The sequence below is a fragment of the Nonomuraea sp. NBC_00507 genome, from assembly GCF_036013525.1.
GTDB lineage: Bacteria > Actinomycetota > Actinomycetes > Streptosporangiales > Streptosporangiaceae > Nonomuraea.
The window spans coordinates 4551165-4564722 of the sequence record NZ_CP107853.1; the positions used below are offsets into that span (position 1 = coordinate 4551165).

Sequence of the window (13558 nt, forward strand, 5' to 3'; positions counted from 1 at the left end):
CCGAAGACGCTAATGGTGTGCTGACTCTCGACGAGGCCGTCAAGGTGACGAGGACCGGAGACCTGTGGGTCTTCCGCGGGCGCTCGGTGCCCGACCGCGCGATCCAGACGATGACCAACAGCCCGGTCAACCACGTGGGCATGGCCATAGTGATCGAGGACCTGCCGCCCATGATGTGGCACGCCGAGCTCGGCAGGTCGCTGCCGGACCTGTGGGCCGGCACCCACCACCGCGGGGTCCAGCTGCACGACCTGCGGGGCGCGGTCACGGTGTGGGCCAACAAATACGGTCAGCGGGCCTGGCTGCGCCAACTGGAGCCGGAGGTCACGCCGGAGATGGAGGACGCGGCCCTGCGCACGGTGGCCCGCCTCGACGGCACCCCGTTCCCCTCCACCGCCCGCCTGGCGGCCCGCTGGTTCAGGGGCCGCATCCCGCGCCGGACCCGCGAGGAGGTGGCGCTGGAGAGCGCCTACTGCGCCGAGGTCGTGGCCGTCACCTACGAGGCGATGGGGCTGCTGGAGTCCGGCCGCCGCCCCAACTGGTACGACCCCGGCAGGTTCTGGAGCGGCGACGATCTCGACCTGCTCACCGGCCGCCGGCTCGGCAACGAGATCACCGTGGGAGTGGAACGCCCGCCGGCCTGACCCTGGTCAGTGGCAGCGTGACGGCCATGAGCGCGGCCACCAGGGCGAAGCCGAGCGGGTAACCGGTGTGGCCGAGCACCAGCCCGAACCCCATCGCCCCCGCGCCCATCCCCGCGTCGTAGGCCAGGTTCCACAGGGCGCTGACGCGGGACGGTTCGCCGCGCTCGAACATCACCGCCAGCGTCGCGTTCTGCAGCACCCCGAACCCGGCGCCGAACACCGCCATCCCGGCCACCACCGCGACCGGGCCGTCGACCTGGGTCTGCAGTGCGATCCCCGCGACGGCGGCGAGCAGGCCCGGCAGCAGCAGGCGGGCCGAGCCGTGCCGGTCGCCGAATCTGCCGGCCAGCCAGCGGGCCACCGGAGTCGCCAGCGACTGGGTGAGCAGCGCGGCCGAGGCCAGCTCAGGCGAGCCCGCCAGCGGCAGGAAGGTCACCATGACACCCGTGGCGGTGGTCACCGCCGCGAAGATCAGCGCGGGCCCGGCCAGCCCGCGTGCCTCCGTCGAGTGCCGGGCGCTCACTCGGGCGGGCCTGGTGGCCGGCAGCCCGCGCACGGTCACGAGCCCGGCCAGGGGCACCAGCCCGGCCACAACCAGGACGGGCGTGAAGCCGAGCGCGTCGCCGGCCCAGAGGCCGAGGGGCAGGCCGAGGATCGACGGGATGCCGACCGCCACGCCGTACAGGCCGAGGCCCTCGCTGCGCCGCTCCGCGGGCACGAGCTCGGCGGTCAGCGCCGTGCCCGCGACCACGACGATGCCGAGCCCGGCCCCGCGCAGCAGAGAGACGGCCAGGACCAGCGGCAGCGCGGCCGACAGCGGCAGCAGCAGGGCGGGCCCGCCGAGCAGCGCCAGGCCCAGCCCCATCACGGTGCGGTAGCCGAACCGCGCCAGCAGCCACGGGACGGCCAGCTCGGCCAGGACGGTGGCCAGCATCATGATGGCCGTCGTCATCCCCGCGCCGAGCTCACCGGCGCCGCCCGTCGCGGCGTACAGGGGGACCGTGGAGAACAGCAGGTAGAAGCCGAATAGCCCGGCTATCGAGGCGGCCATCATCAGGTTCATCGAGCGGATCATCATGCCGACGACGGTGCCTGAGCCGGTGCCCAGGCACATCGGGCAAGATGCTTAGCCGCCTCTTCATAATGACTGTTGTGTTCGTCGGACGTGAGGCGGAGCTGCGGCGGCTGGCCGCGGCGCAGGCAGGCACACCGGCCGCCGTGCTGGTCGTCGGCGAGGCGGGCATCGGCAAGTCGCGCCTGGTCCGCGAGTTCGTCAGCGGGATCGACGCGCTCGTCGCGGAGGGCGGGGCCGATCCGGGCGGGGCCGCGTACGCGCCGTTCGTGCCCGTGCTGCGGCGGCTGGTCAGGGAGCACGGAGTCGGCCTCGTGCCGGGCGGCGGGCGCGGTGGGCTGGCGCGGCTGCTGCCCGAACTGGGAGAGGCGACGGAGCTGCCCGGGCTCGGGCGGGCGCGGCTGTTCGAGGAGGTGCTCCTGCTGGTCGAGCGGGCCGCCGAGCGGCGTCCCGTGGTGCTCGTGCTGGAGGACCTGCACTGGGCCGACCAGGCCAGCCGTGACCTGCTGGTGTTCCTGCTGCGTAATCTGATGCGGCCGGGCGTGCTGGTGATCGGGACCTCCCGCGAGCCGCTGCGGCTCCCGGCCGCCGAGGTGATCAGGGTGCCGCCGCTCGGGCGCGAGGAGGTGGCCCGCATGCTGAGCTGCGACGGCGAGGGGGTGGAGCTCGGTTCGCGGGTCGCCGCCGGGCGGGCTCGCTGGAGCGTTGCGGAGCTGGACTCGATCGTGGCGCGGAGCGAGGGCAACCCGCTGTTCGTCGAGGCGCTGGCCGATGCCGGCGCCGGGGCGCCCACCCCGGCCTCGCTGCGTGAGTTGCTGCTCGCCGGGGCCGACCGTCTCGGCCCGCTCAGTCTGGACGTGCTGCGGATCGCCGCCGTGGCCGGGCGCAGGACGCCGCACGAGGTGCTGGCGGCCGTGGCCGGGCTGGACGAGCTGGCGCTCGACGAGGCGTTGCGGCCGATCGTAGGCGCGCGGCTGCTGCTCGTGGACGGGGACGGCTACGCCTTCAGACACGCCCTGATCCGCGACGCCGTCTACGACGACCTGCTGCCGGGGGAGCGGCGGCGCCTGCACGCCCGCTGCGCCGAGGCGTGGCCGGAGCTTGCCGCCGACCACTGGTACGCGGCGGGAGACCGGCGGCGTGCCTTCGACGCCGCCTGGCAGGCCGGCCGCTGGGAACGTGTGCTCGAGCTGTGGGACGACGCCCACACACGAGGGCGGGATCATGCGTGGGTCCTGGAGCAGGCCGCGCGGGACGCCTTGTGCGTGGGCGACGCCGAGCGGGCCGAGGAGCTGGCCACCCGGGCACTGGAGGAGGTGGACGATCCGCTGCGGGCCGCGCACCTGCTGGAGCTGCGCGTCGCCGTCCGCGACCTGCTCGGCGAAGGGGGCCTCGGAGACCTGCGCGAAGCCGTACGCCTCGCCCCGCGCCAGGCCAGGCTGATCGGCTCCCTCGCCACCGTCTTGGCCTGGAACGGCCAGGACACCGAGGCCCGCGCCCACGCCGAGGAAGCGCTCACGCTCGGCGACGCCCGGGCCATGGTCACGCTGGCCGCGCTCACCGCGCTCGATGGCGACCTCGCCGCGGCGTCCAGCCTGTACGCCGAGTTCCGGTCCGCCGCGCCCGACGACGACAGTCTGCTCATGTCCTACGCCAGCGAGGCGGACGTGCTGGAGGCCGCGGGGGAGCACGTCAGGGCCGAGTCCGTGGCCCGCGAGGGCATGTCCAGGGCCAGACGGCTGGGCATGGCCCGCACCAGGGGCGCCCACCTGGCCGCGAACCTCGCCGAGCCGCTCGTCTCGCTCGGCCGCTGGCAGGAGGCCCGCGAGGTCATCCGGGCGGCACTCGCCCTGGATCCGGCGCCGATCCATCGGGCCTGGATCCTCATGGTTCTGGGGACGGTCGCCGTCTGGGAAGGGGCATTGGCCGAGGCCGACGGTGTCGTCCGCCTGGCCAGGCCGTTGATGCGCGGGCGGTCGCGGGGCTACGACTCCTGTCTGGAGCCCGACCTGCTGGAGTGTCGGCTCGCGGTGGCCCAGGCGGACCCGGAGCGGGCCGCCCGGGTGGTCGACCACGTGCTGACCGAGCACGATCTCCGGCAGAGCCGCCGGTACGCCTGGCCGCTGCTGGTGCTGGCGGCACGCGCCGGCCGCGTGCGGGAGGCGCCTGCGGGCATCGCCACGACGGGGCCGGTGCAGGAGGCGTACCGGGCCACGTTCGAGGCCGAGCGCGGCGGGTCGTGGGCGGCGGCCGTTGCGTGCTGGCGTACCGTCGGGCAGCCGCACGCGCTGGGGCAGGCCCTGGTCAGGGCGGCCGAGCAGGACCGGGCGGGCGCCCGCGAGCTGCTCCGCGAGGCGGCCGCGATCGCCGCGAGCCTGGGCGCGGAGCCGCTGCGGCGGGAGGTCGAAGCGGCTGCCGCCACGCTCAGGGTCGACCTCACCGGCGACCTCCACCTGTCGGCCAGGGAGCTGGAGGTGCTCGGCCTGGTGGCCCAGGGGCTGAGCAACCGGCAGATCGCCGAGCGGCTGTTCATCTCCGCCAGGACCTCGGGCGTTCACGTCTCGAACATCCTGGCCAAGCTGGGCGCGACCTCCCGCGTGGAGGCCGCCGCGCTGGCCCGTCGCGCGGGGCTGATCTAATCCCGTCATGACTACCGTGAACGTGGCCGTGATCGGCGTGGGCAACTGCGTGTCGTCCCTGGTACAGGGCGTCGAGTACTACCGCGGCGGCGACGCGCCCGGCCTGCGGCACCCCGTGTGCGCCGGCTACGCGATCTCCGACGTGCGCTTCACCGCCGCCTTCGACGTCAACGCCGCCAAGCTCGGCCGCGACCTGTCGGAGGCCATCTGGACGCCGCCCAACAACGCCCGCGCGTTCGCCGCCGTGCCGCACCTCGGGGTGCCGGTCGTGAACGGGATCCTGGCCGACGGCGTGGGTCCCGACTCCGCGGATCTCGTGGACCCGCGCGGCGCGAGCTCCGGCGCCACGGAGCTCACGCCGGAGGAGGTCGCCGCGCACCTGGCGGCCACGGGCACCCACGTCGTGCTGAACTTCCTGCCCACGGGCGCGCAGCAGGCCACCGAGCGGTACGCGCGGGCCGCCCTGGACGCCGGCTGCGCGTTCGTGAACTGCATGCCGGCCGTCCTCGCCCGCTCCCCGCAGTGGCGGCGCCGCTTCGCCGAGGCCGGGTTGCCGCTGCTCGGCGACGACCTGAAGAGCTCGTTCGGCGCCACGCTGCTGCACCGGGCGCTGGTCGACGCGCTGACGGCGAGCGGCGTCCGCCTCGGCGGCGGACACCAGCTGCTCGGCGGCGGCAACATGGACTTCGTCAACCTCCAGGACGCCTCGCGGATGGCGAGCAAGAAGGCCACCAAGGTCACGGGCGCGGGCGCGGCCGCGCACGTCGGCGCCCAGTACATACCGTTCATGGAGGACCGCAAGGTCGCCTACATCCGGCTGGACGGCGAGGGGTTCGGGGGCTCCCCGCTGGAGGTGGAGCTGCGCATGGTCGTCGAGGACTCGCCCAGTGCCGCGGGCAACGCCCTCGACGCGGTCCGGCACGCCAAGGCGGCCATGGACCAGGGCGTCGGCGGGCTCCTCGAGGAGGTGTCCGCCACGCTGATGAAGGCGGTTTGACGCACTATGCTCGGGCGGGATGGAGATCCGCGTGCTCGGCCCGGTCGAGGTGCACGTCGGCGGCGCCGAGATCCCGATCGAAGGAGCCCAGCAGCAGTGCGTGCTCGGGCTGCTCGCGGCGCACCATGGCTCCTACGTGCCGGTCGGCGGGCTCATCGAGGCGCTCTGGGAGGACGACCCGCCCAAGACCGCCAAGACCATCGTCCAGCTCAAGGTGGCGCAGCTGCGTAAGACCCTGGGCGAGCGCATCGCCAGCACGACCGCCGGCTACGCGCTCGACGTGCCGCCCGACGAGGTGGACCTCGGGTGCTTCCGCCGCCTGGCGGCCGAGGGGCGGGCGGCGGACCGGCCCGAGGACGCCACCGCTGCCTGGGCGCGGGCGCTGGACCTGTGGCGCGGCCAGCCGCTCCAGGGGATCGGCACCGCCTGGGTCGAGCAGCGCATCCGCGGCCCGCTGCTGCGCGAGCGCTGGGACCTGCTCGAGGAGCACGCCGCCGCCCTGATCGAGCTGGGCCGCCACCGCGAGGTGCCCGCCCTGCTGCAGGAGCTGAGGGACGAAGAGCCCCTCAGGGAGACCCCGCACGCGCTCGCCATGACCGCGCTCTGGCACGACGGGCGGCCGGCCGAGGCCTTGGAGCTCTACCACGACGTGCAGCGCACGCTGGCCGGTGAGCTCGGCGTCGATCCCGGGCCCCGCCTGCGCGACCTGCATCAGCGCATCGTCGAGGGCCACCGGCCGGTGACGCCGCGCCAGCTGCCCAGGGACGTCGCCGGCTTCGTCGGCAGGCAGGCCGAGGCCGAACGCCTGCGGCGACTGCTGCGTGGCGACCGGGTGGCCGTGGTCACCGGCGCGGCCGGCATCGGCAAGTCGGCGCTGGCCGTCCACATCGGCCACCAGCTGGCCGCCGACTTCCCCGACGGGCAGCTGCACGTCGACCTCAACGGCCACGGCCAGGGCGATCCGCTGCCACCCGAGCGAGTGCTGCCCCGCCTGCTCGGCGCGCTCGGGGTGCCCGCCGGAGCCCGGCCGACCGGCGCTGCCGAGCAGCTCGACCTCTACCGCTCCACGCTGGCCACCAGGCGCGTGCTCCTGCTGCTCGACAACGCGGCCCACGCCGAGCAGGTACGCCCGCTACTGCCCGGCGGCTCGTCCTGCGCGGTGCTCGTCACCAGCCGCGACGCGCTGCGCGGCCTGGCCCTGCAAGGGGCGCGGAGCGTGCGGCTGGGCACCTTCACCCCCGGCGAGTCCCGCGACCTGCTGGCCGACCTGGTAGGCGACGACCTCATCAGCGCCGACCCCGCCGCCGTGGCCGAGCTCGCCGAGCTGTGCGGGCACCTGCCGCTGGCCCTGGCCATCGCGGGCGCGAACCTCATCGGCCGGGCCGGCCTGCGCGAATACATCAAGGAGCTGCACGCCGACCGCTGGAGCACGCTGGCCGTCGAGGGCGACGCGCAGGCCACGGTGGCCGCCGCGTTCGCCGGCTCCTACGCCGCGCTCCCGCCCGAGGCCCAGGTGTTGTTCCGCCGCTTCGGGCTGGTGCCCGGCTGCGACTTCACCGCGAGCACGGCCGCCCGGCTGGCGGGCGCCGACCAGGCCACGGCCAAGCGGCTCCTGGCCAGGCTCGCCTCCGCCCACCTCATCGAGGAGCACGCGCCTGGCCGCTACCGGCTGCACGACCTGGTCGCGCTGTACGCCCGCGAGCACTGCACCGCCCGGGACGACGACCCCGCGCCGCTGCACGCGTACTATCTGCACTCCGCGCGCGCCGCCGCGCCGTTGCTCGCACCCTCCTTCGAGCTGCTCCCGCTGACCGCCGACGATCCGCCGTGCGACGGTGAGGAGTTCGCCGACGCCGGCGCCGCGAGCGCCTGGTTCCAGGCCGAGCAGCACAACCTGCTGGCGGTCATGGACCAGGCGCGCGGTCGCGTGTCGTGGTGGCTGGTGGAGACGTTGCGTGCCTTCGTGTACCAGGACTATCCGCCCGACGTGGTCATCGCGCTGGCCACTCGCGCCCTGGACGAGGCCGAGCGGGCGGGCGACCGCGCCGGCCAGGCCGGCATGCACCACACGCTGGCCAACGCCAGCCTCGTGCTGAGCGAGCCGCGCGAGGCCATCCGGCACTGCGAGCTCGCCTCCAAGCTGTATGCGGAGATCGGCTGGGAGACCGGCGTCCAGCTGGCCCTGACCAACCTCGTCGTGGCCAAGGCCGGCCTCGGCGATCTCCACGAGAGCATGGCGGAGCACGAGCGGATCGTGCGGCTGTGGGAGGCGCGGGAGCCGACCACGAGGCTGGCCGGCATCCTGGAGAACTACGCCATCAAACTCCTGTGGGCCGGCCGCGCCCGCGAGGCGCTGGAGCGGCAGCTGCGAGCCATCCGGATCTGGGAGGAGCACGGCGGCCGGCCTGCCTGGGAGGGCAGGGCATACTCCGTCCTCGGCGACGTGCACGTGGCACTGGGCGATCTCGGCCAGGCCATCGGGGCATACGAGCATGCGCTGGCGTGGGCGAAGGACGCCCAGCTGGCCGGGACGCTCTCCGGTGCGGCCATCGCCCACCACCTGCGTGAGGACGGGGCACGCGCCGCCGAGCTGGCGCGGCGGGCCGTGCGGGAGGCGCCCGTGAGAGGGCCGGCCGGCCGGTACGAGGAGGCCCGCGGCACCCTGGCCCGCGTGGACGCGTCGCTGGGACTCGACGAGCGCCTCTCCCTGTTCCGGGACGTGCTGGCCCGCTACCGGGACCGCAATTATCCATATTTCGACACCCGGACCCGCGTGTGGCTGGCCGAGGTGCTCCTGGGGAGCGGGCGGCGGGACGAAGCCGCCGCCGTGGCCGGGGAGGCGCTGGAGGCGGCCGCACGGTACGGCCTGCGCCGGCTCGAAGGCCAGGCGCTCACCGTGCTGGCCCAGGTCAAGCGGTCGGCCGAGGACGCACGCAGGGCCGCCGAGCTGCACCGCGAGTACGGGCACCGGCTGGACGAGGCGCGGGCGCGGGCCGTACTCGCTCAGGTGGTGTGACCTGAGAGCAGCGCTTCGAACGTGGCCTGCAGCTCCGCCCCCGGATCCACGCCGAGTTGGTCGGCCAGCAGCCGGCGGGTCCGCTCGTACAGCTCCAGCGCCTCCGCCTGCCGCCCGAGCCGGTAGAAGGCCGTCATGAGCAGCGACACCAGCCGCTCCTGGCGCGGCTCGGCCGTCACGATCGCGCGCAACGGCGCGACCGCCCGCTCCGGCTGCCCGAGTGCCAGCCGCCGGCGGGCCAGCTCCTCGACCGCCGCCAGCCGCGCCTCCTCCAACTCGACCCCGGCCACCTCCAGCGACATGCCGCCGCCGGGACCGCCCAGCGCCGGCCCCCGCCACAGCGCCAGTGCCGTCTCCAGCAGGTCCGCGCCCGGCTCGCCGGGCTCCTGCGCCGCCCGGGCGGCCAGCCGCCGGAAGCGCAGCGCGTCGACGTGGTCGGGGTCGGCGCACAGCACGTAACCGGCGGGGTCGCTCTCCACCCGTACGCCGCTCTTCCGCAGCCTGTAGACATGTCCCTGCACGGTCATCCGCGCACTGTCCGGCGGGCCGCCTTCCCACACGGCGTCGATCAGCCGCTCCACCGGGACCGGACGGTTCAGGTCCAGCAGGAGCGCGGCCAGCACGAAACGACGCTTACGCGGCCCGATCTCCAGGCGGCGCCCCCCGACACAGGCGTCTATGGACCCGAGCAGGCGAAACTCCAAGTGATCCATCGGTCACAGCCTGGCGGAACCCGCTAAACGAGCACTAAATCCGGCCTCCGCCAAGAGAACGCCAACACCATCTGCCAGGGTCTTTCCCTCACGATCTTCGACTCTCAACAGGAAGAGCAGAAAGTTGATCACGAAGGCCGCGATCGCCGTCATGGCAGGCACGCTCCTCGCGGGCTCGGCGGCCGCCGTCGCCATGGCGCAGCCGAGCAACGCCACCGCCGCCGCCGATGACCGGCTCGGGCCCGGCGAATGGCTGCTGCCCGGACAGTCGCTGACCTCGGGGGGCGGCCGGTTCAAGCTGGTCCAGCAGAAGCAGGGCAACCTGGTGTTTTACGACGGCACCAGGGCGTTGTGGACGTCGCCGACGGCGGGCAGGCCCGGCGCCCGCGCGACCATGCAGAAGGAGGGCAACCTCGTCATCTACGGCGCGGACAACAAGCCGCTGTGGTCCACGCCGACCGCCGGCAACCCCGGCGCGTACCTGCTGCTGCCGAAGCAGAGCGGCAACCTGGTCATCTACTCCAGGGACAACAAGCCGCTGTGGTCGTCCATGGCGTACCTCGGCGGGAAACTGCCCTCCGGACACGTGCTCCGTCCCGGGTAGTGGGTGCAGTCGAGCAACGGCCGCTACAAGCTGATCCAGCAGGACGAGGGCAACGCGGTCCTGTACGACGGGCGGCGCAGCCTGTTCACGACGCCGACGGCCGGGCATCCGGGGGCGCGCTCCCTCATGCAGGCGGAGGGCAACTGGGTCGTGGTCGACCGCAACGACAAGGCGTTGTGGACCACGAAGACGGCAGGCAACCCGGGGGCCTGGCTGGCGGTCTCCAACGACGGCCGGGTCATCATCTACTCCCGCGACAACAAGCCCCTCTGGACCAGCCACTGATCGTCGCCTCGGCGCGATACTGGGCCGATGCGGAATCCGGTCAACGAGCTCACGGCCCGGTGGGCGGCGGCCCTCGGTTCGGGGGAGTCGTCCGTGTTGTCGGGGGCGTGCGTGTGGCCGCTCCTGGCCTGCCTCGCAGCGGCCGCTGACGGCCCCGGGCGTGGCGAGCTCTCGCGCGCCGTGGGCGCCGACGTCACGGCCGTGCCCGGTGTGTTACAGGCGCTGCGCGGTCCGGCCGTCCGGGCCGCCGTCGGCCTGTGGACCGCCCGTACGCTGCCGCTGCGCCCGTCCTGGCTCGCCACCCTGCCCCCGGGGCTGCGTGGCGAGCTGACCGGAGACCCGGCCGCGGACCGCCGGCGACTGGACACCTGGGCGTCCGAGCAGACCGGCGGGCTGATCCCGGCCATGCCGGTGGCGCCGGCCGAGCACCTGAGGTTGGTCCTGGCCGGCGCGCTCACCGTCAGGACCACGTGGCTGCGGCCGTTCGAGGACGGCTTCGCGGTGTTCGACAGCGGCCCGTGGGCCGGACGGGAACTGGCCGTGCTGCGGCGCGGCACGGCGGCGCTCGACCGGCTCCGCGTCGTCGACACCCCGTCGGGCCTGCTCACGATGCTCTGTGCCATGGGCAGCGGCGGCGTCGACGTTCACCTCCTGCTCGGCGAGCAGGATCAGCCCGGCGAGGTGCTGACGGCCGGCATCGCCGCGCTGAACGCTCCCTCCGTGGGGATGTCCGGACCAGGGGTGAACGTCGCCGTCGTCCCCTCCTACACCCGCGATGAGACGCTGACCGTCACCGTGCCCCGCTTCACCGTCCACTCCGCGCACGACCTGCTGCGCCTGCCTGAGGTGTTCGGCCTGGGCGCGGTCACCGACGCCCGTCACGGCCACTTCCCGGGGATCAGCCCCGAGCCGCTGGCGATCGACCAGGCCGCGCAGGCCGCCGTCGCGGTCTTCAGCGCCACCGGGTTCGAGTCCGCGTCCGTCACCGTCTTCGCCGCCGTTCCAGGCGGCGTTCTCCCCCCGCCGCCCTACCGGGTCAGGCGCGTCGACGTGGAGTTCGCCCGCCCGTTCGGCTTCCTCGCGGTCGAGCGACGCAGCGGCCTCGTCCTGACCGCGGGCTGGGTCGCCGACCCCGAACCGTGAGAGCCGGTGGCAGGGTTTGGACTGCTCGTCATATTCGCTATGGAAACCTAAGCGTCTGCCCGGATCTCGTGGTGGCGCTCTTTCAGGTTGGCGGTGACGGCCAGGCCCCGGGCAGGATCATCCTGTCAGGCCGGTATACGTCGGTGAGGCCGCCGATCTGGTTGCCCCGTGATGCCGCTGAGCTTTCACGCCCTGCGATGTGACGGGCGGTGCCCGATTCTGGCCAGGTGGGTGAGGGTGACGTGGGCATCAAGTCGTTCACATGTTCTACCCGGCAGGGTCAAATATTGGTAGTCTTACGGTCACTGACGGTGAAGACCAGAGCCGGGGTGGGGGTGCGGGCATGTGGGCGTGGCGGTCGTCGAGCATGGCCGCACGCCGGCCGATCCCGATGCGACTGGTCAGCTTCGGCCTGCCCGAGGCGGGGCCGGTGGGTGCATGAGCAGGCTCACCTCGACGGCGACCTGTACCGCCCATAGTGCGATCGTGGAGCAGACCGGCCAGGTCGTCCCGCAGCCGCTGTTGGCCCAGCGGGTGAGCTGGCTGACCGGCCTGGCGCGGGACTTGACCGCCGACCTGGTGGCCGCCCGGTGGAGTGCGGCGGGTCTGGATGCCCTGGCGTGCGGGGTCGGGTTGGACGGGCGGGTGTTGCCGGCCAAGGGCTGGATGGCCCTGCGGCGGCTGGGCTGGGGCGTGAGTCCGGCTGCGGGCGTGCACATGTGTGATCGGGTGGCGCGCTGCGTCCAGGAGCAGGTCGCACGCACCATGCGGCTGGCCTTGCACCGGCGGGCGGTGGTGGCGGCGATCGTGGCGACCTGGCCGCGTGACCCGGGCAGGCGCACCGACGCCGAATGGGACGCCTTGCAGGCGGTGCTGCCGGATGGGGCAGGCGCGGCGGAGATCCGCAATCGCACGCGCCAGGTCCGCGCCTACCGCGACGCGCACGACGGCCAGTTGCCGGCGGACCTGACCGAGTTGGAGGGTCCTCCGGCGTGTGCGGCGCAGATCGTGCTGGCCGCGGCCGATCGGCAACTGGCCACCCTGGAGCGCACCGGTGAGCGCAGCGCCCGGTTGCGGGTGAAGCTGCCCCTGACCGCGTCCCCGGCCTCCGCCAGGGATTGGGCCTGGCATGTGCTGCCCATCGCCCTGCCGCCGACCGTCCCTGCGGAGGCGAAACTGTGCACCCCCACCCTGCGCGTGGCCAAGGGCCGGGTGCGCGTCGATCTGCCGTTCCAGACCCCGATCGGTTTCGCGCCGGCCACCGGTCATGTGATCGGGTGCGGCTTCGACTGGGAGCTGAGTGCCCTGCTGACCGGTACGGTCGGACGTCTGACGGCCGACGGCAGGGTCGTCTCGGATGGGCGGCCGCTGGTCTACGACGCGAGCGGCGTGTCGGCCAAGCTGCACCGGCTGCGGGCCGAGCGCGAGCATCTGGCCGCCAAACGCGAGTGTCAGGAACGGTTGCTGGCCGGCCTGGCGTCCACCGATGCTCGCTTCGCCGCATTGAGCGCGGCGTATGAGGTCATCGATAGGGAGCATGAGCGCGTGTGTGCGCGCATCCGCAACCTGAACAAGGCACTGGCTTGGTCGGCGGCCCGTTGGGCAGTCGACCAGGCCCTCGCCTCAGGGGCGACGGTCATCTACCTGGAGAACCTGGCCACCCTGGAAGCGCGCGGACGCCGGGGACGCGCGAACGCGCGGCTGTCGGGCCAGGTGCGCGGGCAGATCGTGGAGGCGGTCCGGCATTTGGCGGCCAAGAGCGCGATCGCGGTGGTCACCGTCGCGGCCCGCGGCACCTCTAAATACTGCCCCCGCTGCGGTGACGGCACGTCGGTGCTGCGGCATTGCCCGGCTCCGGACCGGCTCGCCGAGCGGGGCTGGGCGTGGGCCTGGTGTCCGGCGTGCGGGCTGTCGTGCGATCGGGACTGGGCGGCGGCCGAACGCATCCTCGCGCGCGGCCTGCTCGGCCAGCAGGCCACCCGCACCGACCGCACCACCGGGACCCGCAGCATCGCCGCGGTGGTGGAGGGCAACGTGGCCCGCGCCCGCCGCCCTCGCAAGGCGACCCGGGCCGCCCGCCGCGCCCGCCGCACCCGAACCGACCTGCACCCCCGACCAGCCGCCCGGGACAGAGCCAAGAACCGCCCCACCCCCAAACGCCCCACCCGCGCCTCAAAGACCTCCAGCCGTGTGCCCGACCGGCGCACGGTGCCCGCCCCACTCCCCAGCAGGGGTGGACAGCGTCCGGCGGGCCAAGCACCCCAGACGACCCGCCCAGCGGGACGAACAGGACTTGCACGCGATCCTCACCACCGGACCGGCTTCCACCGCGTCGCGGCCACCCCCGTACTCCCCCTGGGACAGTACGCAGACGGCCCGCCACGGCCACGCCTACCCGATTTGCCCGAAATCCTCAGGTAAACACAGAGAATCGTAGACGCTAGG

General features: G+C 73.8%; 11 protein-coding genes. 8 read left to right on the plus strand and 3 right to left on the minus strand.

The annotated features are described in order from the left end of the window. Nucleotides 1-17: 17 nt before the first annotated feature. A complete protein-coding gene (locus OHA25_RS22560) occupies nt 18-644 on the plus strand; it encodes a hypothetical protein (protein ID WP_305916368.1) in 627 nt (208 codons plus the stop codon). On the opposite strand, the gene OHA25_RS22565 is transcribed toward OHA25_RS22560, so the two are convergent. Beyond that, nucleotides 613-1722 (minus strand): MFS transporter, encoded by a 1110-nt coding sequence (locus OHA25_RS22565; RefSeq protein ID WP_327589472.1) that lies wholly within the window; start codon nt 1720-1722, stop codon nt 613-615. The genes OHA25_RS22560 and OHA25_RS22565 overlap by 32 nt on opposite strands. 74 nt (nt 1723-1796) lie before the next feature. Between OHA25_RS22565 and OHA25_RS22570 the strand changes: the two genes are divergently transcribed. From OHA25_RS22570 to OHA25_RS22580, 3 genes are read left to right on the plus strand one after another with little or no spacing between them, the layout of a single operon-like run. Next, entirely contained in the window at nt 1797-4355 is a 2559-nt protein-coding gene (locus OHA25_RS22570; protein WP_327589473.1) for an ATP-binding protein, read from the plus strand. Between the two features lie 7 nt (nt 4356-4362). Then, nucleotides 4363-5352 (plus strand): inositol-3-phosphate synthase, encoded by a 990-nt coding sequence (locus OHA25_RS22575; protein ID WP_327589474.1) that lies wholly within the window; start codon nt 4363-4365, stop codon nt 5350-5352. Between the two features lie 19 nt (nt 5353-5371). Beyond that, entirely contained in the window at nt 5372-8368 is a 2997-nt protein-coding gene (locus tag OHA25_RS22580) for an AfsR/SARP family transcriptional regulator (RefSeq protein ID WP_327589475.1), read from the plus strand. On the opposite strand, the gene OHA25_RS22585 is transcribed toward OHA25_RS22580, so the two are convergent. Beyond that, nucleotides 8356-9081, minus strand: a complete 726-nt coding sequence (locus OHA25_RS22585; protein WP_327589476.1) for an AfsR/SARP family transcriptional regulator — start codon at nt 9079-9081, stop codon at nt 8356-8358. The two genes, OHA25_RS22580 and OHA25_RS22585, sit on opposite strands and share 13 nt — an antisense overlap. 3 nt (nt 9082-9084) lie before the next feature. Continuing rightward, nucleotides 9085-9234 (minus strand): hypothetical protein, encoded by a 150-nt coding sequence (locus OHA25_RS22590; protein WP_327589477.1) that lies wholly within the window; start codon nt 9232-9234, stop codon nt 9085-9087. Between OHA25_RS22590 and OHA25_RS22595 the strand changes: the two genes are divergently transcribed. The 4 genes from OHA25_RS22595 to OHA25_RS22610 all read left to right on the plus strand — a co-directional run bounded on the left by OHA25_RS22595 (nt 9233) and on the right by OHA25_RS22610 (nt 13534). Continuing rightward, nucleotides 9233-9685 carry a hypothetical protein gene (locus OHA25_RS22595; protein WP_327589478.1) on the plus strand — a complete coding sequence of 151 codons (453 nt, stop codon included), beginning with the start codon at nt 9233-9235 and terminating at the stop codon, nt 9683-9685. The two genes, OHA25_RS22590 and OHA25_RS22595, sit on opposite strands and share 2 nt — an antisense overlap. 3 nt (nt 9686-9688) lie before the next feature. Continuing rightward, entirely contained in the window at nt 9689-9970 is a 282-nt protein-coding gene (locus OHA25_RS22600; protein ID WP_327589479.1) for a hypothetical protein, read from the plus strand. A 27-nt stretch (nt 9971-9997) separates the two neighbouring features. Beyond that, on the plus strand, nt 9998-11113 hold the full coding sequence (locus OHA25_RS22605; RefSeq protein ID WP_327589480.1) for a serpin family protein: 1116 nt from the start codon (nt 9998-10000) through the stop codon (nt 11111-11113). 438 nt (nt 11114-11551) lie between these two features. Beyond that, the gene (locus tag OHA25_RS22610; RefSeq protein ID WP_327589481.1) at nt 11552-13534 is read left to right on the plus strand and encodes a zinc ribbon domain-containing protein; all 1983 of its coding nucleotides are present in this window, start codon (nt 11552-11554) and stop codon (nt 13532-13534) included. Nucleotides 13535-13558: the final 24 nt, after the last annotated feature.